Raw genomic sequence first — 25674 nt, 5'->3', positions numbered from 1 at the left:
GCTGCAAACCTACAACCTTTCCACAATTCAACAACGCTTTTTTTTGCCTTTTTTTCAAGGAAATTTAAAGCAGTTTTTAAATTGCTTATAATTAGATTATTGCAGGAATAATTATTTTTAAAAAGGGTATTAAATTTAAAGGATTAAATTGAATTACACAACTATTTTTTTTAATTTCCAGACTTCTTCCATTTATTAGACAAGGACGCATAATCATAATCCAATACCGACTCCTGCCTTTCTAATTTTCTTTCTGCGAAAGCCCTCTGTAAAATATCTTCTATAAGGTAGTCTTCCATCTCACTTTCTGGATGGAACTCCTCCTTTATACTTATATTGAAAAACTTGGCTGTCGTATTATACCAGAAGGCACGCCAACCACTACGTAACTCCTTTACCAGATCAAATGCTGTAATCCCCGTTTGCCGATGGATCAACTTAACCAAAATCTGCCCTTCGGTACGGGTCAACTTCTTCAATTCCTCCGAAAACTCATCCTCTATATACTTCTGAACCTTCTTGGTATATTTTCTTCTTTTAGACTTTGATTTAATAATTTCTAAGCTATCTGTTAGACTAACCAAGCGTTCCGAGGCTAACTTTGCATATGGATACACCTTTAATGTTTTTCTCTTTAAAATATAGTACCGAAGTTTATCCTTATAAGAAGGAAATTTCAACTGCCCAAAAACAAATACTTCACTGAGTGGAATAGAGCTTACAAAAACAGAATCTCCGTACATCTTTACGTACTGTATAGCAAGGGAATCTGTCTCCTCTTCTGCTTGACCAAAAGCAAAGAAGCATATCAACCCTAAAACAAAAACCAACAATTCCTTTTTCATGTTATTATCAAACTCAAAAATCGTGCTAAAATTACTCATTATACCACAATGTTATTATTAATTAAAAGTGAATATCGTTAAGTTTGTAAAAACAAATTTAAATGAGTTCAAAAAAGATACTTACCAAAAAGTCGATTGATTTTTTCGAGAAATATTTAAATAATCCTTCCCCCACTGGATATGAATGGGAAGGTCAAAAAATATGGATGGATTACCTGAAGCCATATGTAGATACTTTTATAACGGATACCTATGGAACGGCGGTGGGCATAATTAACCCAGAGGCCAAATATAAGGTGGTTATTGAAGGGCATTCTGACGAAATTTCATGGTATGTAAATTACATCACCGACGAAGGTCTTATCTATGTAATCCGAAATGGTGGGAGCGATCACCAGATAGCACCCTCCAAATGGGTGAACATACATACCAAAAACGGCATTGTTAAAGGTATCTTCGGTTGGCCAGCAATTCATACACGGGAAAGCTCAAAAGAAGAACCTCCTAAATTGGATAACATCTTTGTAGACATAGGCGCCAAAGATAAAGCAGAGGTAGAAAAAATGGGCGTTCATGTTGGATGCGTCATCACGTACCCAGATACTTTCCAAATACTAAATGGTGATAAGTTTGTTTGCAGAGCCATTGATAACCGCGCAGGAGGATTTATGATTGCAGAAGTGGCACGTCTTTTACATGAGAACAATATCAAATTACCATTTGGATTGTACATAACCAATTCCGTACAGGAAGAGATTGGACTTCGTGGTGCGGAAATGATTACTCAAACGATTAAACCAAATATTGCCATTGTTACAGATGTCTGTCATGACACTACAACACCAATGATTGAAAAGAAAAAGCAAGGACATACAGCAATTGGCGCAGGTCCTGTTATTTCTTATGCCCCAGCTGTACAAAACAAACTGCGCGAACGTATTTTGGAAACAGCAGAGGCAAATAAAATCCCTTTCCAACGTATGGCCTCTTCCAGATATACGGGTACAGATACAGATGCTTTTGCCTATAGCAATGGTGGTGTGGCATCTGCTTTGATTTCACTTCCTTTGCGCTATATGCATACCACAGTGGAAACCGTTCATAGGGATGATGTGGAAAATGTGATCCGATTGATTTACGAAACACTGCTTACCATAAAAGAAGGAGAAACATTTAGTTACTTTGATTAAATAGTACCAACCCTCCTTTCTAGGAGGGTTTTTTAATACCTCACATCATGGATGAACTTATAGATATATTGGATACCCAAGGCAATTACATTAGCAAGAGGCTCATGAAATCTGAGGTACATAAAAAAGGACTGTTCCACCCAACTGTTCACATTTGGTTCTACAACAAAAATGGAGAAATTCTCATACAGCAGAGAGCTGCTTCCAAAGAAACCCATCCCCTGTTGTGGGATGTATCTGTTGCCGGTCATATCGGAGCAGGCGAGAACATTGAACTATCCGCCATTCGGGAAATTTCAGAAGAAATAGGATTGAATGTTTTAGAAGCTGACCTGATCAAAGTAGGTGTTTTTAAATCTATCAAAACACTTAGGGATGATTTTATCGATTGCGAGTTCCATCATACCTATATATGCGAATTAAAAGTGCCATTGGGCTATCTTAAGAAACAAGAAAGCGAGGTAAAGGCTTTAGCCCTACTCCCGCTTTCTATATATTTAAAGGAACTACAATTAAACAGTAATTCTAAAAAGTATGTTGACCACGATCTATTGTATTTTCAGGCCATTGTTAAGGCAATAGAAAACCAATTATAACACTTTCACAAAATCTTCTACGGCCATCAAGCTGTAGGTTTGCTGCTCCCCCTTGGCCATATTCTTAACGACAAACGTATGATCTGCCAATTCTTGCTCCCCTATCAATACCACATAAGGTACTTTTCTGTTATTGGCATATTTCATTTGCTTTTGCATTTTAGCCATAGAAGGATAAAAATCGGCCTTCACTCCCATCTTACGAAGTTTCCCTACTAATTTCAAGGACGCCAAGGCTTCCTTGTCTCCAAAATTAACACAAAGAACATCCAATGACTGATCTATAGCCTTTGGAAAAAGATTTAATTCCTCCAAGACCAAGTAAATACGGTCTAATCCAAATGAGATACCTACACCGCTAACATCCTTAAGCCCGAATATACCTGTAAGATCATCATATCTTCCTCCGCCTCCGATGGACCCTAATTTTACTTTTTCTGGGGCGGCAACCTCAAAGATTGCCCCAGTATAATAATTAAGACCCCTAGCCAGGGTAACATCCAAGCTTAGCGCTGCCGATTGTAAACCTAATTCCTCTATAGTTTCAAGAATAAAGGACAGCTCATCGACTCCTTTTGAACCTTCTTCAGAATCTTTCAATAATTCTTTCAATGCCAAAAGCTTATCCACATTGGAACCAGACATATTAAACAAAGGTGCAGCCTTGTCAATAGCCTCTTCTGAAATACCTTTTTCTAACATTTCATTCTTGACCCCTTCTTCCCCTATTTTGTCCAATTTGTCTAGGGCTACAGTAAAATCTATCAAATGCTCCTTGGCTCCAATAACTTCAGCGATTCCTGCCAGTACTTTTCTATTGTTTAGTTTAATGGAAACTTCATTTAGGCCCAGATCGGCAAATACCGCATCATATAATTGAACCAATTCCACTTCTTGAAGTAAAGAATTTGCACCTACAACATCTGCATCGCACTGGAAAAATTCTCTAAAACGACCTTTTTGGGGCCTATCGGCCCTCCAAACAGGTTGTATCTGATATCTTTTAAAAGGAAAATCCAATTCATTTTGATGCATAACTACGTAGCGGGCAAAGGGTACAGTTAAATCGTAGCGCAATGCTTTTTCGGATATGCTTGAAATAAGCATGTTAGAATCCTTTTGGGAATATGTGGCATCATCAACTTTACTTAAATAATCCCCAGAATTAAGGATTTTAAAAATCAAACGATCCCCTTCATCTCCGTACTTCCCCATCAAGGTTTCAGAATTCTCAAAGGATGGAGTTTCTATGGGTTGAAAACCAAAAGCAGTAAAATGTTTTTTTACAACATCAAATATGTAATTGCGTTTTATAACCTCTGAAGGGGTGAAATCCCTTGTTCCTTTTGGTAATGTTGGTTTTTGAGCCATTATTTATCGAAGTAACTTAAATATGTTGATGTGTCTATTTTCTACTATTTATTCTAAAGAAGGATTATTCTATCATTTTATCGAACCATTTGTACAAATCTCCTTTAGTAATTACGGCACCTTGTTTAATCAAATCAAACTTGTCCAAGTTTTTGTCGGAAGTATATGCTTTTGAAGCTGAAAGATACTCCACAAAATCTGATTGCCAATTTTTCTTAAACCATTCAAAACCTTCCTGAGAGGATAAATCGATATTGGGATTCATTACCTTCACGGAAATCAATTTCATTTCCTTTTCGGTTAATTGAAATAAGTGCATGTTTTGAGCAGAAACATTTTCCAAATATTCAACTTTGGTCAATACGCCTTCCCAAACCAAATCACTGAACACATCTATTTCCTCTTCTGCCACTTCGGGCCTATTGGTCTTCATGCTATCCCATTCCGCTGCGGTAATAGATTGGGTTGCTAAGAAATTTATGAATTCCTTGTGCATCTCCTCCAACTGTTGTTTAGTAAGTCTTGTATATTTCATCTTCAAATTTGAATTAATACCCCTTTAAACGGATACCATTTAGGTTTTTACCTCTGTCTTATGTTTCCAGTTGCAAAAATAAAAAGGCTGTGCAAACTGCACAGCCTTTTAAACTTTAAATAACAAATTAATTAGTTAAATATATATCTCACCCCAACTTGAGCTCTCCATCTTGATATTTCTCCAGTCAAAGCATTAAAAGTGTCTTTTCTATTAGGGTCAAAGGCATAGGTAGGTGTATTTGCATTGTCCACAGAAACTCCAAGTACCTGATCAAAAGAAGCAGTTTGCACCACACCCCAGTTAGAATTAATTAAATTTCCTAAATTTAATATATCCAGACTCAACTGAAATTTATTCGTATCGTTCACCTTAATATCTTGAAGTATCTTAATATCCCAAGTACTTCTCCATGGGGCGACAGCCGCATAACGCTCTGCGTACTCACCTCTATTCTCACTTAGATAATCATCTTGTTTAATAAAGGCCTCAAAAGCTTCGGCCTGTCCGGCACCACTAAAATTCATCTGTCCTATCTCACTAGAAGTTGGTATGTATAATAAATCGTTGATACTTGAACCATCATTGTTTATATCTCCTCCGTAGATATAATTGTACCTCCCTCCTTGAGCATATTCGAAGAAGGTTGAAATTGTTGTACCTGTCTTAAACTCTTTGGATAAAACCCCAATAAATCGGTGTTTGTCACCATATCTGGAAAAAGAAAGTACATCATTATTGGCATTTCCAACAACTGCATTACCAGCAAATGCATCACCTGTGATCTCAGCATCAATAGAATTTACTTCTTTTGCATCCAAATAGCTATAGGCAAACTGGGTATACAAACCGTTGTCCCACGTTTTTTGCGCCTTGAATGCCGCGTTAAAAATTCTTCCCTTGTCGGAATTTGTAAAGACGTAAGCATTTGTAGGTCCCCCAAATATTTGGGATTTATCGCCATCAGCATAGACCGCTCTAGTATCGACACCATTTAAATTTTCAGAAGGTGGCTTTAAACCCCAATTCTGAACATGCGAGGCATTCAAATCTTTTGTATAAGAAATATCTCCGGTTAAGATGATGCCGTTATCTAAACGTTTATCAATTCCTAAATTAGTTCTCCAAACTTGTGGCCATTTGAAATTAGGGTCAACAAGTTGATAAAAGAAAAAATCTACACCTTGAACTTGGTTTCCTAACCACACGAATGGAAAACGACCAGTAAAAACTCCAGAACCTCCACGTAATTGTAATGACCTGTCTCCCTCTACATCCCAATTGAATCCTACTCTAGGAGATATTAAGAACTTATTATTGGGAAGTTTTTCAGAATCTAAAGTTATAGGACCTCCAGTTTTAGGATCATAATATTCAATGGAAGGGATATATGTCCCATTTTCGCCACCCTTTCTCTGAATATTCTCCCGAATATTATTAGCAGTATCGAAATATAATGGTTTATCAAAACGAACGCCATAGGTTAACTTGAAATTATCTGTTACGTCCCATTGATCTTGCAAATAAAACGAGAATTGCCCAACATTGGTTTCCGCCAATGACCATCCACCTGGATTCCCTGTACCGTTTGCTTCCAACGAATTTGCACTAGAAATGGCACTATCAAAAGCAGCCTGTAAATCTCCAGAACTAGCGAAATTTGGAAAATCGGTAATCGTAGTCGTCGGGAAGAATACCCCTTGTGCACCATATGCTCCAAGGTTAAATGAATTGTCGAATTCAAATTTTTCAAATGAAAAACCTACAGTATAGGTATGGTCCCCTTTAAAAAAGCTTAGGTTATCCGTTATTTGAAATACCTTTTGATCCAGTCTGTTGTTTATGGAAAAAGGCTCATGACCCGCAATAATGTAGTTAGAACTACCTGTTTCGTCCAATATCACAATACTTGGGGCTGGAGTAGAAAACGGAGTCCTAAAATCATCAAAATGTGTATAACCAACTTGTAATTTATTGGTAGCATTATCTGTTAAAGTAGAATTCAATTCCACTTGGATCGACTGAATACTATTATTGATTTCGTAACCTGCATTTTCAAATTGCAAAGTCTGGGCATTTGGTCCTCTAAAGCTAATGGCATTTCTGTTTGCCGGTTTCCCTTTGGACGCATTTAAAAAGTTATAAATAATGGCCAAACGATTATTGTCATTAATGTTCCAATCTAATTTGAAGATCCCTTTAGTTGATTCCTGATCAAAATTAAAACCTTCATATCTCCCTGGATTGTAAAAAATGTCATTTCCTTGAGCATCCTGACCAATTACAACTTGACGCAAAAGTCCATCAACCAATTGAAAATCGGATTCCCTAACTCTAGATTCATTGATAGCTCCAGATCCAGTGTTGGGAACAAATCCATCAGTTCCAAGTTCTGTTAATTGATCCTTTTCAAAATTGGCAAAGAAGAATAATTTGTTTTTTACAATTGGACCACCTATGCTAAAGCCATATTGCTTTTGTTCCAAACCTGTTTTAAAGACGTCATCCCCATTAATTTTACCACCAGTAAGGTCATCGTTCCTAAAAAAGCCATAAGCGGTACCGGATATTTTGTTAGTTCCACTTTTTGTTACTGCATTTACGGATGCACCTGTAAATCCCGATTGAGTAACATCGTAAGGGGCTGTAGACACTTGTATCTGATCTATAGCATCCAATGAAATAGGAGTAGCGTTAGTTTGGCCTCCAGGTTGGGCTGCATCTAATCCGAATGGGTTATTAAAAATAGCACCATCCAAAGAGAAGTTATTGAACTGGTCATTTCTACCTCCAAAAGATCCACCACTAGCAGTAGGTTCTAACCTCGTGAAATCATTGGTAGATCTCGATATAGTAGGCAACCTTGTCAATTCCCTTCTACCAACACTTGTCTCGGCACCAGTACGATCACTTCCAAAGGTACCTACTCCCCTAGCGGAGACAACCACAACTTCATCCAGTGTTTGACTATCCGGTACGAGTTTTAAATCCAAATTAAGCGTTGTTCCTAATGTTAAATAAATATCAGAATTGGATTCTGTTTTAAAACCAATATAAGATATGGTCACCTTATAGGGTCCTCCAACCCTTAAGTTCAAAAGGTTAAACCTTCCGTCCTCGTTGGTAATTGACCCATACTTTGTTCCCGTTGGGGTGTGTACTGCCACGATATTTGCTCCCAACAATGGTAAGTTCTCGTCGTCCATTACAATGCCTCTAATATTAGAAGTAGTTACTTGTGCTATAACCAATCCACTAAAGAGCATAAAGGAAATGAAGAGTAGAAATTTAGTTTTCATTTAGATGTAGTTGAATTAGAATTTTTTAGTTTTTCAAAAATAACAAAAAAAAAGGCTACCCAGAGGTAGCCTTGCATATTACTTTTTAACCAAAATTGTTAACTATTTGCCTCAGCAACAACTTCGAAAGGGAAATCAATAATTACTTCCCTGTGTAAACGAATCTGTGCATTGTATGGCCCAGTTCTTTTTATAGCTCCTCCAAGGATGCTAATAAATTTCTTGTCGATAGAATGACCAGCCTTTTCAAATGATTCAGCCAAGTCCATATTGGTAATAGATCCAAATAATTTGTCTCCAGCACCCGCTTTAGCAGCAATTTTTATCTCCAACTGCTTAATAGCCTCGGCCATTTTAGTTGCCTCATCTACAACTTTTTTATCTTTATGAGCCTTTTGCTTCAAGTTTTCAGCCAATACTTTCTTAGCCGATGGTGTAGCCATTGCAGCCAACCCTTGAGGAATAAGGTAGTTTCTTCCGAAACCATTCTTCACGTTTACTAAATCGTCTTTAAAACCTAAGTTCTGTACGTCTTCCTTTAATATAAGTTCCATGATCAGCTTTTTTTATTTTAATAAATCACCTACATAAGGCATTAACGCTAAATGACGTGCTCTTTTTACAGCAGTAGCCACTTTCCTTTGGTACTTTAAAGAAGTTCCTGTAAGTCTTCTTGGAAGAAGTTTACCTTGTTCGTTTACTAATTTGATTAAGAAATCTGGATCTTTATAATCCACATATTTAATCCCTGATTTTTTGAAACGGCAATATTTCTTTTGCTTATTGGTCTCAATGTTAAGTGGGGTTAAATACCTGATTTCCCCATCTTTCTTACCTTTTGCTTGTTGTTCTATAGATGACATAACCTTATGCTTTTGTTTTTAACTTTGTTCTTCTTCTTTCTGCCCAAGAGATAGCATGCTTGTCTAACTTAACAGTTAAAAAACGCATTACACGCTCGTCTCTTCTGAATTCCAATTCATAGCTGGAAATTGCCTCACCTGGCACAGCGAATTCGAACAAATGGTAAAAACCACTCTTCTTGTGTTGTATTGGATAGGCCAATTTCTTGAGCCCCCAATTTTCTTTAGATACCATAGTAGCACCTTTGTTAATTAAGAAATCCTCGAATTTCTTAACTGTTTCCTCTATCTGCGTATCAGATAGAACGGGATTTAAAATGAAAACAGTTTCGTAATGATTCATATAATTAGATTTTTTTAAGTGTGCAAAAGTAATAATAATTATTTCTATCCACAAGAAAATAGAAAAAACTTCGTTATAGATAAACCAAGTTATTAACAATTAAACTTAACTGAAACCTAAACCATGCATTATACCGATTACACAACAACATACACAGTGTTCACATCTTTTGTTGTTGTTGATCGTGTTTTTTCGGTACTTTGCCGATGATTTAACCCCACAAATCAACCATTTATGAAATTAAGAAGTATAATCGTAGACGATTCGTCCATGCAGCGTATGGCAGTGGCCAAACTGGTCAACAACCATCCAAATCTAGCCTTAATTGCGGAATACAGCAATGCTATTGAGGCTAAAAACGGAATTAAGAATAATGAAGTGGATTTAATTTTCCTAGATGTGGAAATGCCGATAATCAACGGATTTGATCTTCTTGAGTCCTTAGAAAATAGACCTCAGGTTATTTTGATTACAGGAAAACCTGATTATGCCCTTAAAGCATTTGAATATGATGTAACAGATTACTTGCACAAACCTATTACAATGTCGCGTTTTGACGCTTCTGTAAAAAGGGCAGTAGCCAAGTATGAGCAAATGAACAGGGTGAATGAAGATGAAGAACATATCTTTGTGAAGAGCAACCTTAAAAAAAGGAAGGTCATCCTTAATGACATTAAATGGATAGAAGCCCTAGGAGATTATATTAAATTGGTAACTGATGAGGCCAATATAGTAATCCTATCTACCATGAAATCCTTTGAAAACGAACTACCTCAAGATAAGTTCTTGAGAATCCATAAGTCCTATATTGTCAATTTAGAGAAAGTTGAAAAATTCAATAGTAAAAATGTTGAAGTGGGGGGAAGACAAATACCTCTAAGCAGGAATAAAAAGGCAGAATTGGCAGAAGCATTAAGCAATGTATAACTCCAATTTGGGTTTAAATTAGAACAATCGTCTAGGATTATAATATGCAATTGCATTAAAAGATACTTCATTTCTTTTAATGCAATTTTTTTATTCACAGTACATTTAGTGATGATTTTGCCCCTAAAATCGACCTATATGAAATTGACATGTATTATTGGGGATGATTCAACCATACAACGATTAGCAGTAAGTAAATTAGTTTCCACCCATAAAAACCTTACCCTTATTACAGAATACAGCAATGCCATTGAAGCCAAACAAGGAATTAAAAAAGATAAAGTAGATCTCATATTTCTTGATGTGGAAATACCCATAATCAATGGTTTTGATTTTCTTGAATCCTTAACTAAAAGTCCATAGATTATTCTTCTTACAGGCAAACCTGATTATGCCTTAAAAGCTTTTGACTACAACATTGCCGATTATCTACAAAACCCATTTCGCTAACGCGTTTTGAAATGGCAGTAAAAGGGACGTAGACAGATATGAGCAAAAGCATCGTGTCTATTAGGATGAGTAACATATCTTTATAAAGAGCAACCATAAGAAAAGAAAGGTATTCCTCAACAAAATTAAATGAATAGAGGCCTTAGGGGATTACATTAAATTAGTGTCTGATGATGCGAATATTATTGTTTTAAGCACACTGACCTCATTTGAAAGTGAACTACCCAAGGATAAATTCCTAAGGATTCATAAATCCTATATCGTCAACTTAGAAAAGGTAGAAAAATTTATCGTAAAAAATGTAGAAGTAGAAGAAAAACTATTGCCCTTGAGCAGTCATAAAAGGCAGCATTTAGAAAAAGCACTTAAGGAACTTTAACTATATATAATCCACATTATAAATAATACGAACGCCTTTATATTGTCCAATGGCATTAAAAGAATTTTCTATTTTTTTAATAGCATTTTTTGTTTTCGCCAAGGATTGTTCCGATGGTATTTTAACCATCACATTTTTTAAGTACTGATTCCTAATCCTTGCTACAGGAGGGTACTCCGGACCTAAAATATTTTCCTTAAATATATTCTGAAGAGATTTTGCAAACCAAGCAGCAGCTTCATTAAGTTTGTTATAATCCTTGTGCTTAAAAGTTAGTTTGATTAATCTATTTATTGGGGGATAACTATACTGTTGTCTTTCATTCATTTGTTCTTGGAACATGCCTTGGTAATCCTGGGTAGAAACCTGCTTTAATATTTCATGGTAGGGGTTATATGTTTGTACAATAACCTTTCCCCTTTTTTTTGTGCGCCCTGCCCTACCCGCCACTTGAGTCAACAACTGATAACTACGTTCATGTGCCCTAAAATCTGGAAAATTCAATAGACTATCGGCATTCATAATCCCCACCAGATTTACGTTCCTAAAATCCAATCCCTTGGTCAACATCTGGGTTCCAACTAAAATATCCAATTCTTGCTCCTCAAAGGCGGTAATTATCTTTTCATAACCATGTTTACCTCTGGTTGTATCGAGATCCATTCTTCCTACCTTGGATTTAGGGAATAGTTCCATTAGTTCTTTTTCTACTTGTTCCGTACCAAAACCTTTGGTGTCAAGGGTTGAGCTCCCGCAAGCCAAACAACTTTGTTGCAAAGCCATATGGTAACCACAGTAGTGACAGCGCAGTTGCTTTCTATGTTGATGGTATGTTAAGCTAACATCGCAATTAGGACATTCTGGAGCATGCCCACAAGTAGTGCACTCCACAATTGGAGCATATCCCCTGCGATTCTGAAATATGATTACCTGTTCGCCTCCATCAAGCGTTTCTGTAATTTCTTCCAACAATCTCTCAGAAAAGTGTCCTTTCATTCTTTTTTTTCGGGTCTGTTCTTTAATATCCACCAATTCTATTTCTGGCATAAGCACATTGCCAAAGCGCCTTGTTATGCTGGCATATCCGTATTTTCCTATGGAAACATTGTAATAGCTTTCCACACTTGGAGTTGCAGAACCAAGAAGAATATTACTTTCATGTAAATTCCCGAGAACAATAGCACTGTCCCGGGCGTGATACCTGGGCGCAGGATCATATTGTTTAAATGAAGCTTCATGCTCCTCATCCACAATGATAAGTCCCAATTTGGAAAAGGGCAAAAATAGGGCAGATCTGGCCCCTATTACGATTTGCGCTTTGGGCTGCTGCTGAAGTACGTTGTTCCAAACTTCTACTCTTTCCTGAATACTATATTTAGAATGATACACTGCAACTTTTTCTCCAAAATAGTTCTGTAGGCGGGCTATTAGCTGCGTGGTTAGCGCAATTTCTGGCAATAAATACAAGGCTTGCCGACCAGATGAAATACACTCTTCAATTAACTTAACGTACACCTCTGTCTTCCCCGAAGAGGTTACTCCGTGAAGTAAAGTAACTTTATTTCCTTTAAAACTTCCCTTAATATCCTCAAAAGCCTGTGTTTGAAATTCATTCAGTGACTTTAAGTCTGCATTTTCTTCATCTCCCTCATAAACTACCCTATCGGTCTGTATAAAATATTCCTCTAAGATATCCTTATCTATCAATGTCTTTATTACCGCTGAGGAACTATTACTCGCCTTTTCAAGTTCTGCAACCTTTATGGGCTTCTTGTAACTCGCTTGTAATTGAAAAAGGGACAGCACTACTTGGCTCTGCTTTGGAGCCCTATTAAGACCGTTCAATAACTCTTCTAGACTTGCCTCTGATTGATATTCCTTTCCCAAACGCACATACCGCACCATTTTAGGCCTATATTGCTCAAATACTTCTTCTTTTAGATCTATAATGTTCTTTTCCAGAAGTCTACCCAGAACGGGAAGCACATTTTTGCGTTCTAAAATGGCACTAATTTCGTGCACTCGCAAAATAGGTTGATGTTGCAGTGCCTCGTACACTAAATATTCATCATCCAATAAATCCCCTTCTTTAACGGATACTTTATTATTTCTTGAGATTAAGGTCTCACTCTCTAATAAAAAAGCCCCAGGAACAGCGGTTTTAAAAACCTCCCCTATGGAACACATATAATACTCTGCAAGCCAAGACCAAAGCTTCAATTGGATGGTGTTTACAATAGGGTAATCATCCAAAATTTGATGTATTTCCTTAGCTTCATAAACTGTTGGAGCTATTGTATGTACCTCATTCACCAAGGCGGTATATATTTTTGATTTACCAAAAGGCACAGCTACCCTCATCCCTGGTTGCAAATAGTTAGCTTCGGTTTCAGAGATGCTATACGTAAAGAGTTTTTCTAATGGAATTGGGAGAATTACGTTGATAAAATACTGCATAATTAAAACAAGCTTACTCCAGAACCCTTAACCAGGTTTGGGTTCTGTAAATAAAGGCTAAGTACCCTCTAACTTTTAACTCGTTGGGATTGTCTGGATTTAACCAGATTCTACATCTGAAAGTCATAGCCTGCTCGGGATCAAAAAGATGTTTACCTTTCCACACCCCATCTTCTTCATGCTCAATATCTTCAATGATTTTCATCCCAACAATTGCCTTGTCTTTTCGTTCCCCGTCACACTTTTCACATACGGCCTCTTCCCTTCCTTCTTCTAATATTTTTTGAACAACTCCCTGCATTTTATTATCCTCTTTATAGACTTTAATAATGGCTTTGGGCTGACCATTTCTATCATCAATAGTCTTCCATTTCCCAAAAACACTTTGAGCATTGCCCAAATGCAAACAGCATAAGGCGATGCCTACCAATAACAATCTATTCGTTCTTTCCATTTCTGTTCATTTTTTTACGTAGGTAATTTAGGGTCGCATTTAATTCAAATCCTAGCAGCAAGATATTAGAATTTAACCATATAAAAACCATTAATATCAATAAACCTCCCAAAGCACCATATAACTCATTATATCTGGCAATTTTTTCTACATACACCCCAAAAAGATAGGAAGTCATCAGAAATAAAAGGGTTGTCATCAATGCCCCAGCTGAGAAAAATTTTGCATCCTTGCCTTCTGCTGTTCCAAAATAATACAATATTGCAGTGGTTAAATAAGATAAGAGAGTAAGAAATAAAATCTTACCTACCTCAACTAAGAATATGTCTCCTTGATCTATTTCATAACCCCTATATCCTGTTGCCATGTTCCCAAAATAATCAAGGATATAGAACTCAAAATAGATAAAAACCACTGCACCCACTATAAGTAGCACAGATAATATAACCCCAACCATTAGAGCATAGGCATATGACCTAAAAAAGCTCCTGGTGAGATTTACATGATACGAATTCTCAAATCCGTCGAAAATAGCATTGACACCATTGGCCATCAAAAAAATGGAGATCAAAAAGGCCGATGATAGCAATCCGCCTTGTTTTTGGTCCTTTATTTGTTTGTAGATCTCACTAAAATAATCACCTGTTGCCGTAGGAAGAAAAGACTCAAGAAACACAAGCAACTGCATGTCAAAATCATTTTCGCCCACGCTGACCAGTGGAATGATAAAAGGCACTAAAGTCACTAGAAAAATAAGAAGGGGAAACAATGCCATAAACAAACTAAAAGAGATGGAACTAGCCCTTGTAGAGACCGCCCCCCTGATGATACCAAGAAAGTACATCTCTAGTAGATCATAGAATGAAAGCCCTTCGAAAGCGGGTAACTTAATTTGTTTAAAAAGATCCACTACGCTATTGATTACAGGAATCTTCTTTAGTTTTCTCTCTATCTCTTCTGACATTTACACGGCTTTTAGACTCAAGTCCATATTGTAAATAGAATGGGTTAGGGCACCAGAGGAAATAAAATCAACACCACATTCGGCATACTTTCTTATCGTTTTTTCGTTAATACCCCCAGAGGACTCGGTTAAACAGCTATCACCAATTAATTTTACCGCCTTTTTAGTATCTTCAAAATTGAAGTTATCTAATAATATTCTATAAACCTGACCTGCAGCTAGAATTTCTGAAACTTCACTAAGATCCCTTGCCTCTACAATAATTTTCAAATCTCTATTTGTATCTTTTAAATACTGCTTTGTTTTATTAATTGCCTGGGTAATTCCTCCGGCAAAATCGATATGGTTATCCTTCAACATAATCATATCGTATAGGGCAAACCTATGGTTTTCTCCGCCGCCTATTTTAACCGCCCATTTCTCAGCGGCACGTAATCCCGGAGTGGTTTTTCGGGTATCTAAAATCTTTGTTTTTGTACCTTCTAATAACGTAACATAACAATTAGTCTTAGTAGCAATAGCGCTCATACGCTGCATGGCATTAAGCACGAGACGCTCGGCCTTTAGAATACTTTGAGAGCTGCCATTAACATTAAAAACAATATCGCCATATTTTACCTGTTGACCATCTGAAATAAAAGATTCTACCTGCAGCTCCTTATCTACATAATGAAATACCTTTTTTGCAAATTCTACTCCTGCAATAATCCCTTTATCCTTTACCAATAATTTAGCCTTCCCCTTTGCAGAAATTGGTATACAAGCCAATGAACTATGATCACCATCGCCAACATCCTCCCTTATAGCATTACTTATTGTCAAATCTATTTCATACTGAAATTGGGCTTCTGAAATCATAGTGTTTTTTTGATCTTTGCTAATTTAGTAAAAACTAATCCCAAAAATGAATTGCGACATTGGGAAAGATATTTTAGGAAGTATTAACTTCGTCACATGACGATAAAACTTCTAGCCATAGGAAAAACAGATAGTACTCATCTACAGGAATTAATCACTGAATATCAAGAAAGATTGAAGCACTACATCAAGTTTGAACTTGAAGTTATTCCCGATATCAAAAATGTAAAAAACATATCGGAAGTACAGCAAAAAGAAAAAGAAGGAGAGGCTATACTAAAAAGGCTACAACCAACGGACGCACTGGTCCTATTGGATGAAAATGGCAAGCAACATACTTCCGTTGAATTCTCTAATTACCTCCAAAAGAAAATGAATGCAGGAATCAAAAGGATCGTAATTGTAATTGGAGGACCCTATGGATTTAGTGAAGAATTATATCAAAAGGCACAAGGAAAATTGAGTTTGTCAAAAATGACATTCTCCCATCAAATGGTCCGATTGTTTGTTGTTGAACAGATTTATAGGGCCTTCACTATCTTAAAAAACGAACCCTATCACCATCAATAAAAAATTAATGCTAGTGATAGAATACAAGCAGTGTTTTTTTTATTCAGATATCTGATTATAAATAGGATAGCTTAATAAAGTACTCTGAATTTAATTGTATTTTCTATTCTTTTCAGTGCTTTGATCACTTCTTTATTATATTCTTTATCCAAATCTGAAATTACATACCCCACTTCGTTATCCGTAGATAGGTACTGACCGGTAATATTCATTTCATATCGAGCCAAGACTTCATTTATTTTAGCCATGACACCTGGTACATTTTTATGGATATGAAGGAACCTATGCGCATTTATTTGCTTTGGCAATCTAATATTTGGGAAATTCACAGCATCTACCGTGTTCCCTGAATTGATATAATCCATAATTTTATTCGGCACAAAATTTGCAATATCGCGTTGCGCTTCTTCTGTACTGCCTCCAACGTGTGGGGTTAAGATTACATTGGGGATTCCTTGAAGTTCAGTTATAAAATTACCATTAGATCCAGGTTCTTCAGGATACACATCCACTGCTGCACCTCCTAATTTTCCGCTTTTTAATCCATTGACCATTGCGGGGATATCTACAACAAAACCACGAGCAAGGTTAATGAGCATGGCGCCATCCTTCATTTGATTGATCTCTCTCTCCCCTATAAAATTATTATTGGCCTTATTATCGTCTATATGGAGGGTTACTACATCTGAAACATTCAACAAATCCTCTAAAGTATTACACTTTACAGCGTTACCAAGGGCCAATTGGTCAGCTACGTCATAGTAGTAGACTCTCATCCCAATGGCCTCTGCCAATACGGACAATTGCTTTCCTATATTTCCGTATCCCACGATACCCAAATTTTTACCTCTTACTTCACGAGAATTGGCAGCCGTCTTATTCCATTGACCTGAGTGAATTTCCATACTTCTTGGAAAAACACTTCTCATCAGCATAATAATTTGACCAATGGCCAATTCCACAACAGATCGTGTATTGCTGTAAGGGGCATTAAAAACAACAACTCCCTTGCGCCTACAATTATCCAGATCTATCTGTGTGGTTCCTATGCAAAAGGCACCCACCACCATCAGCTTATCTGCTGCGTCCAAGACTTTTTTAGTAACTTGGGTTTTAGACCTAATTCCCAAAACGTGCACTCCCTTGATTTTTTCGATCAAGTCCTCTTCAGAAAGACTGCTTTTTACTAATTCTACTGTAAATCCTTCATTCGAAAGATTTACAAATGCAGCTTCATGCACATTTTCCAATAATAAAATTTTGATTCTATTTTTAGGATAGGATATTTTTCTTGGTAGATCGTTCACAAATAAAAATTCATCTAGGTTAGGTGTAACGTGATCGGCTTTTCTTGTCGCCTTTTCACGGGATATATTTTCTGTGTATGCGAAAAACTTATCGGCAATACCTGCTTCACGCATTACGTAATCACTATATCCATCTCCGATTACTTGTACTTCTCCTTCTAATTTTAGGCTCCTTAAACATTCAATTTTACCGTTGTGCGATGCCAATACGTTGGCCTCATCAAAACCGATAATAAACCCCTCTGCATCAAATTTAAAGGTATTTGCATAAACCCTACTAGAAGGAATATCATACTCTTTCACTATTGGATCAATAAATTCTTTAAAACCGCATGAAATTACATAAATATCTTCAGAATAATTATGAAAGAAGTCTTTATTGGATTCTATGGACTTGGAAATCTTTTGACGAAGTTCTGAAACCAAAAGCTCCAGGTTGTCCCTGTGAGCATTTAATAATTTTATACGGCGCTCCAAGGACTCGGTAAAAGATATATCCCCATCGATACCAAGATTGGTGATTTTCTGTATTTCACTAATGATCTCATTTTTATTGGCTTTGTCTTTAAGCGTAATTTCAGCCAAGACATCCAAAGCTTCAACTCGAGTAAGTGTACTATCAAAATCGAAAACATATTTCCTGCCCACTTCTACCATTACCGTATAAAATTTAAGCCCTAAAAGTAAAAATTAAATTTCTTCAATTTGGCTATTTTCGGTTAAAAAGGATTTCACGTTAGCATTCTTAAAGAATTGCTGCTAATATCATTTTATATTACATTAAAAATTATGAAATTCCTATTTATAGAATCATGAACAGTCCGGCATTACCTAAATTTGTGAATCAAAGACACAGAAATACGTTCATTAAATTAGATTAAAGGCCACCCCGCATGCTTATAAATAAATAACCGGTAAGAATAGCGATACCAAAACTCAATAAGGTACCAATCAAGATATATTCGGTGAGCTTTCTGTTATTGTTTTCCTTTAAATCATTAAATCTAAAAACCGACTTCGCTGTGATCAACAAACCAATCACCTCCCATCTTCCAATAATAATAAAGAGCAATACAAACAAGCGTTCTATAATACCAATATATTTTCCTGCATTAGGGAGTGACTTATGGTCTATTTGGATTTGATCTGAAAATCCTTCCAATAACTTACCCATCATCACGGCTGCTGGAAACGTGACAAATACAACGGCAGTAATCAGTACCCAATCCAAGTGTTGAAACATAATACTGGTTTGTTCCTTTAGGTTACCGTGAAAGGCGCATATGTAAATCACTATAAGGTGAAGGGCCTGATCCGTAAAAAAAAGAACACTCTTTTTTTTGATCCACTTACTCGCATACAATTTTACTAAATCTATTACATAATGCGATATGCTAATGACCAGTGCCAATTTCCAAGAACCTAGATCCCATAATAATAGGATTATGAGCAAAAAATGAATGAGGGTGTGAAAATAAAGATATTTTGATTTTACCTTATTCTCCTCTTTGTGGATGACCCAGTTGGTGGGCTGCAGTATAAAATCACCTATCAAATGAGCTAACAGTAGTTTAATAAAGAAAATCATATGTTATGTTCATTTATAATTGTCCTGTAAAAATTGATCACCTCCAAAACCAGATCTGCTTTCGCCCTTTTCAACCGCTGACTAACTGCAGATTGTTTAATCTGTAGTGCATCGGCCAATTCTTGCTGGGAACTTTCGGGTTTTTGTAGTGACAAAGCTATAATTTCAGCGGAAACCACGGACCAATTATCCATAAATTCCAATGCTAGCTTAAAGACTAGATTTATGGTGTTGTCCTTATCTTTGTCTGAAGTTGCAATGGCCAAATTTAATTTTTGTTCTTTAAGGGTCTCAAATGTTCTACCAGAATACTGGTAAGCTGCTCCATTAGATTCACTTATCCCTACCCCACTATAACTTTCTCCTCCTATGCCTATGGCCATACGGACATCTAATCCTTTGAACTGCTTGATAAGCGATTTTATTTCAATCGCCACTTTTAACGCATCTCTTGAATCTACCTTCAGCTGAAATTCATCTCCCCTGTAAATATCCCAATCCTTTGGGGAATTGCCTAAGGTGGATAAATAACCCTTTAGTCCCACCAACCAGTCCGAAACGTTATAAGTTTCGGAATTTATGATATCCCCTGTTATGATTGCAACCATATTTTATAAGCTTTAAGGCTAATATATGAAAATATAAGTAAATATGCTAATATATAGAATTATTAGGGATTATACTACTATCTAGAACCATCTTCTTACCTGAATGCAATACTGTTGATATTCATTCCCAAAAAGTTTCACCAACGCTTTTTCTTCAGGAATGATCTGAAATGTATTTATATTAGAAACAAAACCAGCAGCCAATAGCATATTAAAGACATTCCCCAACCAAAGACCAAAAGCCAACAAGAGCATCAATAGAGCTAAGTACATTGGATTTCTAGAGATCTTGTAAACCCCACTAGTAACCAAGTGCGTGCTCTTTGACGGCGAAAATGGATCAATGGTTGTTTTAGCCTTAATAAACTGGAACAAAGAGAGACAACCAATCAATGCTGCTAAAACCGTCAAAATTTGTATTATCCAAAAGCGTCCAAAAAATTGAAACTCTCCTACTGGTAATAACAAATCTAGCAGGTACATGAAACCACCAAAAATGACAAAAATGAGGGCTGGGGGCAACTTTAATTTCATAGCAAAAAATCTATTAGGATTTAAATTTAGTAATTTTGAACGAGCATTTATAAATGTAAGACAAGGTACTTCATTAACTTAAAATACAGCACATAAACATGGAACTCGTATTCGCCACACATAATAAAAACAAATTCAAGGAAGTGCAACTGTTGCTTCCCAAAAATATCACGTTGCGTTCTTTGGATGATATAGGTTGTGTAGATGAAATACCCGAAACAGCAGATACTATAGAGGGCAATGCCATTATCAAAGCAAATTATGTAGCAGAAAATTATGGCTATGCCTGTTTTGCCGATGATACAGGTCTTATGGTTGATGCCCTTGATGGTGCCCCTGGAGTATTTTCTGCCAGATATGCAGGCGCAAACAAAAATTCAGAAGATAATATGGACAAACTATTGGCGGCATTGGAAGGGGTAACCCATAGAGAGGCTCGCTTTAAAACTACGATAGCACTTCACCTAGAAAGACAACAAGTATTGTTTAATGGAATTGTCTTGGGTGAAATAACCACGAAAAAAAACGGTGAAGGCGGATTTGGTTATGATCCCATCTTTAGACCAAATGGATATGACAAGACTTTTGCAGAACTACCTATAACAGTAAAAAATGTAATTAGCCATAGGGGCAAGGCCATGAAACAATTGATAGACTTTTTAAAAAATCTAGAATAATAGTCCCTGCTACAATCAAAAAAGAAGAAAGCAAGCGATTAAAACTACCTCAGAAAAAATATTATTGCCGATAGCCCTCCCCCATAGGGTGTATTTCTAATGCCGAAGACGTTGATATTCTATCGGTTACACCCTTGAAAGGCCCTTTCTTGCTGGACCTCAAAGTATTACAGCACTTATAGCTATTATATCAAAGATTAACAGTACTTTTGCCGCTTGAATTAACGCCGCTGGTATAGCATGTGTTGCGCTGAGTATAATAGGTTATATAAAATAATCGCTCTATGCAACATTCATATTTGCGATTAAGATTAACATATTATGACAAAGTTTGAAGCACTGGGACTAGAAAAGTCCTTACTTGACGCTATTTCTGATTTAGGTTTTGAAACTCCTTCAGAAGTACAAGAAAAAGCAATTCCAATTTTATTGGCAGATGACACGGATTTGGTAGCCTTGGCCCAAACCGGAACAGGTAAAACCGCCGCCTTTGGTTTTCCTCTTATCCAAAAAATAGATAAAGACAGTAGAACTACCCAGGGGTTGATCCTTTCACCTACAAGGGAATTATGTATGCAGATCACCAATGAGCTACAATTGTACGCAAAATACGAAAGAAGCATCAACGTGGTTGCCATTTATGGTGGAGCAAGTATTTCCGATCAAGCCAGACAAATAAAACGTGGCGCCCAAATTATTGTGGCTACACCAGGCCGTATGAAAGATATGATCGGTCGTGGGATGGTGGATATTTCCAAAATTGACTATTGTATTCTTGATGAGGCTGATGAAATGCTGAATATGGGCTTCATGGAAGACATTAAAGATATCCTTTCCAATACACCAAAAGAAAAATCTACTTGGTTATTCTCTGCAACTATGCCCAAAGAAGTAGCGACGATTGCAAAGAAATTCATGAACAATCCACAGGAAATCACTGTGGGTGCAAAAAATTCAGGAGCAACAACAGTTCAGCACGAATACTATGTGGCTGGCGGTAGGGATCGTTATCCTGTACTTAAAAGATTGGCCGATACAAATCCTGATATTTTTTCTGTAATTTTTTGTAGAACCAAAAGGGACACACAAAGAGTTGCTGAAAAATTGATCGAAGACGGATACAATGCAGGAGCACTTCACGGAGATTTAAGTCAGAACCAAAGGGATTTGGTAATGAACTCTTTCCGTAAAAAACAAATACAAATGTTGGTGGCAACAGATGTTGCAGCAAGAGGTATTGATGTGGATGACATTACTCATGTTATCAATTACCAATTACCTGATGAAATAGAAACGTACACTCACCGCAGTGGACGAACTGGAAGAGCTGGTAAATCTGGTATCTCCATGGTCATCATTACCCGTAGTGAATTGCGCAAGATAAAGGCTATTGAAAATAAGATCAATCAGAAGTTCATCTCCAAAAAAGTCCCAACGGGAATGGAGATATGTGAAATTCAATTGTATCACCTTGCCAATAAAATAAAAGAAACCTCTATTAACGAGGAAGTAGAAAACTATTTACCTGCCATCAATGATGTTTTTCAAGGAATAGATAGGGAAGAATTGATTAAAAAAATAATCTCTGTTGAGTTTACACGTTTCTTTAATTATTACAACAAAACGAAAGATTTAAATACTACAGATTCAGGTGATCGCAGAGATGATTCTGACGGCCCTGCACAGATTCCTAGCGATGGTTCTGTTCGTTATTTCATCAATGTTGGCGAGAAAGATGATTACGATTGGATGTCCTTGAAGGATTTCTTAAGAGATACTCTTAACGTAGGCCAAGATGATATTTACAAGGTAGACGTTAAAGAAAGCTTTTCTTTCTTTAACACGGATGCTTCAGTAACAGAACTGATACTAAAAACCTTTACCGACTTTAAGTTGGATGGAAGATTCATTAATGTTGAGATTTCCAAGAACCCCGGCGGTGGCGGAGGTGGAAGTCGTGGCGGTGGAAGTCGTGGAGGCGGAAGTCGTGGAGGCGGAAGACGCAGCGAATCCTTTGGAGGAAGACGGAGCAGTGGCGGAGATAGCGATCGTGGCGGAAGACGCAGCGGCGGAAAAGGCCGTGAGCGAAGTGCTTCTGACAGTAGAAAAAAAGACTCTGGAAGCAAATCGTCCAAAAAGAAAAACGGTTTCTTTTAGTTAATTGTATATTAAAAAAATACGCTTCGGCGTATTTTTTTGTTTAGTTTACCGTCTCAAAAAAGGATTTAGATTAATGAGGTACTTTTTATTTGCTAGCGCTATCATGTTCAGTGTTCTTGGATTGGCCCAAGAAAATCAAAATACCAACGATTCGGAAAAAGTAATTGCGGTTGTGGTAAATGCCCAAACAGAAGAGCTACTGGAGAGTGTCCACGTCATCAACCTAAACCAAGTAAAGGGTACGATTACCAACCAGAAGGGAGAATTCTCCATTACAGCGGCTGTAAACGATACCCTTTATCTTTCCTATCTTGGTTTTAAGACCCAGAAAATTAGGGTTACCAATGATATGTTCAAATTTAAGAATACAAAAATAGCCTTAACAGAATTAGCATATGCCCTAGAAGAGGTCATAGTTAAACCGTACCAACTTACAGGGTATTTGGAAATAGATGTGAAAAATCTGCCCATCAATGAGGGCTTCCAGTACAGTATATCCGGACTCTCCAAAAGCTATGAGGCAGGCAACAAAAATCCTAGCGCCGTATCAAAAGTTTTAGGAGCAATACTTAATCCAGCAGATTTATTGCGAAATCTCTTCGGAAAAAAACCAAGAGAAATGCGGAAATTAAGACTAGTTAAGGACGAAGATGATATAAGGGATCTATTGGCATCTAAGTTTGATCGTGAACTGTTAACCGAATTATTACAGATCGAAAAAGTTGATATTGAAGATATCCTTAACAATTGCAATTACTCGAGTTCCTTTATAAAAACAGCGAACGACCTTCAAATCCTAGATGCTATTAGTAGTTGTTATGAAGAGTTCAAGGTCCTCAACCGAAAGCGATAAAGCTCTTTAAGAATAGAACCTTTTCTAGTCCTTCCTTCTATTTACTACAATGTTTCTTTACTAGATTCTGTTTCTGAAATAAATTTTCATTTTCAGTTTTCGTTTTATAGCTTTAGACAAAATTGTAGGAAATGAAAAAATTGCTGATTGCTATTGCAATTGTAGCCCTTACCATAGCTTGTAAACAGGAAAGAAAACAAACAATTACTGATGTCAAAGCTACCACGGATTCAATTCCTACTCCAAAAGTCACCAAACCCTTTATTTGGGAAGCTGCCAATATATACTTTCTACTAACCGATCGTTTCAATAACGGTAATCCCGATAATGACGTCAATTTCGAAAGAAATGAAGAGACAGGAGAATTAAGGGGTTTTATGGGAGGCGATATTCAAGGAATCACAAAAAAAATAGAAGACGGTTATTTTACAGATCTTGGTGTCAACGCCATTTGGTTAACCCCTGTTGTAGAACAAATTCACGGCGGCACGGATGAAGGTACAGGTATGACCTATGGTTATCATGGTTATTGGGCTAAAGACTGGACAGCTTTAGATCCTAATTTTGGAACTAAAAAGGACCTGGAGACACTAGTGAAGACCGCTCACAATAACGGTATTAGAGTATTATTGGATGTGGTTTTAAACCACACTGGTCCTAGTACAGAAAAGGATCCTGTGTGGCCAGCAGAATGGGTTAGAACAGAACCTATTTGCGAATTTACCACCTACGAGAACACTACAAGTTGCGTTTTGGTTAATAATCTTCCAGATATCCGCACTGAAACTGACGAAGCTGTAGCGCTCCCTGACGCCCTCTTAGCTAAATGGAAGAAAGAAGGCCGATTAAGTACTGAATTGGATGAACTTCAATTATTTTTTGAGCGTACAGGTTACTCAAGGGCACCTAGGTTTTATATTATCAAATGGCTGACTGATTATGTGAACGATTATGGCATTGACGGGTTTAGGGTAGACACCGTAAAGCATTCTACAGAACAGGCTTGGGCAGAATTATATAAGGAAGCTTCTTTTGCCTTTGAAACTTGGAAAAAGAAACATCCAAATCTAATTATGGATGAAAATCCATTCTATATGGTTGGTGAAGTATACAATTATGGTATTTCTGGGGGAAGGGAATATGATTTTGGAGATAAGAAGGTAGATTATTTTAATTATGGGTTTAAAAGTCTAATCAATTTTGAATTAAAGTATGACGCACAAAGTAAAGACTATGAGAAGGTTTTTAAAAAATACCACGAACTATTAAATTCGAAATTTAAAGGTAAAAGCGTTTTAAATTACTTAACATCACATGATGACGGAAGTCCATTTGACAAAGAACGAAAAACACCGTTTTACGACGCAAATATTCTTCTGCTTACTCCTGGGGCTTCTCAGATATATTATGGGGACGAGACCTCTAGAAACTTAACGATAACAGGTGCGGAAGGGGATGCTACGTTACGTTCCTTTATGAACTGGGGTGAATTAGATAGTCTTCCAGAAAAACAATTAATTCTTAAGCACTGGCAAAAACTAGGTCAGTTTAGGAACAACCACCTTGCCGTAGGTGCGGGTGATCATAAAATGCTGTCAAAAAAACCGTATGTGTTTAGCAGAAGCTATACAAATGCTGAATTCAAGGATAAGGTAGTGGTGGGCCTAGACTTGCCAAAAGGAAAAAAGGAAATTACCGTAAAAGGATTTTTTGGGGACGGCACAAAGCTTTTAGATACTTTCTCAAATACCGAGGTAGAAGTCAAGAACGGCAAAGTATCATTGGACAATGGATTCGATATGGTGTTATTAGAGCTCAAAGATTAAGTAGAAAACCAATAATTTTA

General features: G+C 36.9%; 25 protein-coding genes. 10 read left to right on the top strand and 15 right to left on the bottom strand.

Going from position 1 to position 25674, the window contains the following annotated elements; translation table 11 throughout:
- Positions 1 to 170: 170 nt before the first annotated feature.
- The gene (locus tag ABXZ36_RS15450) at positions 171 to 845 is read right to left on the bottom strand and encodes a DUF4294 domain-containing protein (protein WP_354616584.1); all 675 of its coding nucleotides are present in this window, start codon (positions 843 to 845) and stop codon (positions 171 to 173) included.
- 101 nt (positions 846 to 946) lie between these two features.
- Here ABXZ36_RS15450 and ABXZ36_RS15445 point away from each other — a divergent pair, with 101 nt between their 5' ends.
- Complete coding sequence (locus ABXZ36_RS15445; RefSeq protein WP_354616582.1) at positions 947 to 2035, top strand: M42 family metallopeptidase; 1089 nt, start codon at positions 947 to 949, stop codon at positions 2033 to 2035.
- A 47-nt stretch (positions 2036 to 2082) separates the two neighbouring features.
- Positions 2083 to 2631 (top strand): NUDIX hydrolase, encoded by a 549-nt coding sequence (locus tag ABXZ36_RS15440; protein ID WP_354616581.1) that lies wholly within the window; start codon positions 2083 to 2085, stop codon positions 2629 to 2631.
- Here the strand turns inward: ABXZ36_RS15440 and hisS are convergent.
- From hisS to rpsF, 6 genes are all read right to left on the bottom strand, one after another.
- The gene (hisS, locus tag ABXZ36_RS15435) at positions 2626 to 4002 is read right to left on the bottom strand and encodes a histidine--tRNA ligase (RefSeq protein WP_354616580.1); all 1377 of its coding nucleotides are present in this window, start codon (positions 4000 to 4002) and stop codon (positions 2626 to 2628) included. The two genes, ABXZ36_RS15440 and hisS, sit on opposite strands and share 6 nt — an antisense overlap.
- A gap of 64 nt (positions 4003 to 4066) precedes the next feature.
- The gene (locus ABXZ36_RS15430) at positions 4067 to 4537 is read right to left on the bottom strand and encodes a DUF6495 family protein (RefSeq protein ID WP_354616579.1); all 471 of its coding nucleotides are present in this window, start codon (positions 4535 to 4537) and stop codon (positions 4067 to 4069) included.
- A 131-nt stretch (positions 4538 to 4668) separates the two neighbouring features.
- Entirely contained in the window at positions 4669 to 7836 is a 3168-nt protein-coding gene (locus ABXZ36_RS15425) for a TonB-dependent receptor (protein ID WP_354616578.1), read from the bottom strand.
- A gap of 98 nt (positions 7837 to 7934) precedes the next feature.
- Positions 7935 to 8390 carry a 50S ribosomal protein L9 gene (gene rplI / locus ABXZ36_RS15420; RefSeq protein WP_354616577.1) on the bottom strand — a complete coding sequence of 152 codons (456 nt, stop codon included), beginning with the start codon at positions 8388 to 8390 and terminating at the stop codon, positions 7935 to 7937.
- A gap of 12 nt (positions 8391 to 8402) precedes the next feature.
- Positions 8403 to 8699, bottom strand: a complete 297-nt coding sequence (rpsR, locus tag ABXZ36_RS15415) for a 30S ribosomal protein S18 (protein ID WP_062054635.1) — start codon at positions 8697 to 8699, stop codon at positions 8403 to 8405.
- Positions 8700 to 8703: 4 nt separating this feature from the next.
- Positions 8704 to 9042: a 30S ribosomal protein S6 gene (gene rpsF, locus ABXZ36_RS15410; protein ID WP_354616576.1), complete on the bottom strand. Its 339-nt coding sequence runs from the start codon at positions 9040 to 9042 to the stop codon at positions 8704 to 8706.
- A 234-nt stretch (positions 9043 to 9276) separates the two neighbouring features.
- Here rpsF and ABXZ36_RS15405 point away from each other — a divergent pair, with 234 nt between their 5' ends.
- The 3 genes from ABXZ36_RS15405 (at position 9277) to ABXZ36_RS15815 (ending at position 10798) form a co-directional block, all read left to right on the top strand.
- Positions 9277 to 9969 carry a LytR/AlgR family response regulator transcription factor gene (locus ABXZ36_RS15405; RefSeq protein ID WP_354616575.1) on the top strand — a complete coding sequence of 231 codons (693 nt, stop codon included), beginning with the start codon at positions 9277 to 9279 and terminating at the stop codon, positions 9967 to 9969.
- Positions 9970 to 10107: 138 nt separating this feature from the next.
- Entirely contained in the window at positions 10108 to 10332 is a 225-nt protein-coding gene (locus tag ABXZ36_RS15820; RefSeq protein WP_435602621.1) for a LytR/AlgR family response regulator transcription factor, read from the top strand.
- A gap of 250 nt (positions 10333 to 10582) precedes the next feature.
- Positions 10583 to 10798 carry a LytTR family transcriptional regulator DNA-binding domain-containing protein gene (locus tag ABXZ36_RS15815; RefSeq protein WP_435602619.1) on the top strand — a complete coding sequence of 72 codons (216 nt, stop codon included), beginning with the start codon at positions 10583 to 10585 and terminating at the stop codon, positions 10796 to 10798.
- On the opposite strand, the gene priA is transcribed toward ABXZ36_RS15815, so the two are convergent.
- Genes priA through nadC form a run of 4 tightly spaced genes read right to left on the bottom strand, consistent with a single transcriptional unit; the run spans position 10799 to position 15531 of the window.
- Positions 10799 to 13255: a replication restart helicase PriA gene (gene priA / locus ABXZ36_RS15395; protein ID WP_354616574.1), complete on the bottom strand. Its 2457-nt coding sequence runs from the start codon at positions 13253 to 13255 to the stop codon at positions 10799 to 10801.
- Positions 13256 to 13268: 13 nt separating this feature from the next.
- Positions 13269 to 13709: a DUF2147 domain-containing protein gene (locus ABXZ36_RS15390; protein ID WP_354616573.1), complete on the bottom strand. Its 441-nt coding sequence runs from the start codon at positions 13707 to 13709 to the stop codon at positions 13269 to 13271.
- Positions 13693 to 14673: a YihY/virulence factor BrkB family protein gene (locus tag ABXZ36_RS15385; protein WP_354616572.1), complete on the bottom strand. Its 981-nt coding sequence runs from the start codon at positions 14671 to 14673 to the stop codon at positions 13693 to 13695. Before ABXZ36_RS15385 ends, ABXZ36_RS15390 begins: the two co-directional genes overlap by 17 nt.
- The gene (nadC, locus tag ABXZ36_RS15380; RefSeq protein WP_354616571.1) at positions 14674 to 15531 is read right to left on the bottom strand and encodes a carboxylating nicotinate-nucleotide diphosphorylase; all 858 of its coding nucleotides are present in this window, start codon (positions 15529 to 15531) and stop codon (positions 14674 to 14676) included.
- Positions 15532 to 15627: 96 nt separating this feature from the next.
- On the opposite strand from nadC, the gene rlmH reads away from it, so the two are divergent.
- On the top strand, positions 15628 to 16101 hold the full coding sequence (gene rlmH / locus ABXZ36_RS15375; protein WP_354616570.1) for a 23S rRNA (pseudouridine(1915)-N(3))-methyltransferase RlmH: 474 nt from the start codon (positions 15628 to 15630) through the stop codon (positions 16099 to 16101).
- A gap of 71 nt (positions 16102 to 16172) precedes the next feature.
- Here the strand turns inward: rlmH and serA are convergent, their stop codons facing one another.
- The 4 genes from serA to ABXZ36_RS15355 form a co-directional block, all read right to left on the bottom strand.
- The gene (serA, locus tag ABXZ36_RS15370; protein WP_354616569.1) at positions 16173 to 18065 is read right to left on the bottom strand and encodes a phosphoglycerate dehydrogenase; all 1893 of its coding nucleotides are present in this window, start codon (positions 18063 to 18065) and stop codon (positions 16173 to 16175) included.
- A gap of 220 nt (positions 18066 to 18285) precedes the next feature.
- The gene (locus ABXZ36_RS15365; RefSeq protein ID WP_354616568.1) at positions 18286 to 18996 is read right to left on the bottom strand and encodes a DUF3307 domain-containing protein; all 711 of its coding nucleotides are present in this window, start codon (positions 18994 to 18996) and stop codon (positions 18286 to 18288) included.
- Positions 18993 to 19604, bottom strand: a complete 612-nt coding sequence (locus ABXZ36_RS15360; protein WP_354616567.1) for a SatD family protein — start codon at positions 19602 to 19604, stop codon at positions 18993 to 18995. Before ABXZ36_RS15360 ends, ABXZ36_RS15365 begins: the two co-directional genes overlap by 4 nt.
- An 81-nt stretch (positions 19605 to 19685) precedes the next feature.
- Positions 19686 to 20138 carry a methyltransferase family protein gene (locus ABXZ36_RS15355; protein ID WP_354616566.1) on the bottom strand — a complete coding sequence of 151 codons (453 nt, stop codon included), beginning with the start codon at positions 20136 to 20138 and terminating at the stop codon, positions 19686 to 19688.
- A gap of 98 nt (positions 20139 to 20236) precedes the next feature.
- On the opposite strand from ABXZ36_RS15355, the gene ABXZ36_RS15350 reads away from it, so the two are divergent.
- The 4 genes from ABXZ36_RS15350 (at position 20237) to ABXZ36_RS15335 (ending at position 25654) form a co-directional block, all read left to right on the top strand.
- Positions 20237 to 20815, top strand: coding sequence for a non-canonical purine NTP diphosphatase (locus ABXZ36_RS15350; RefSeq protein WP_354616565.1), 579 nt, complete (start codon positions 20237 to 20239; stop codon positions 20813 to 20815).
- Positions 20816 to 21136: 321 nt separating this feature from the next.
- Entirely contained in the window at positions 21137 to 22972 is a 1836-nt protein-coding gene (locus ABXZ36_RS15345; protein WP_354616564.1) for a DEAD/DEAH box helicase, read from the top strand.
- A gap of 76 nt (positions 22973 to 23048) precedes the next feature.
- The gene (locus ABXZ36_RS15340; RefSeq protein ID WP_354616563.1) at positions 23049 to 23828 is read left to right on the top strand and encodes a carboxypeptidase-like regulatory domain-containing protein; all 780 of its coding nucleotides are present in this window, start codon (positions 23049 to 23051) and stop codon (positions 23826 to 23828) included.
- A 131-nt stretch (positions 23829 to 23959) separates the two neighbouring features.
- Entirely contained in the window at positions 23960 to 25654 is a 1695-nt protein-coding gene (locus tag ABXZ36_RS15335) for an alpha-amylase family glycosyl hydrolase (RefSeq protein ID WP_354616562.1), read from the top strand.
- The last annotated feature ends 20 nt before the right edge of the window (positions 25655 to 25674 follow it).

This window comes from Sediminicola arcticus (genome assembly GCF_040566695.1).
Taxonomy (GTDB): Bacteria; Bacteroidota; Bacteroidia; order Flavobacteriales; family Flavobacteriaceae; genus Sediminicola; species Sediminicola arcticus.
This window is presented reverse-complemented; position numbering and strand designations above follow the sequence as displayed.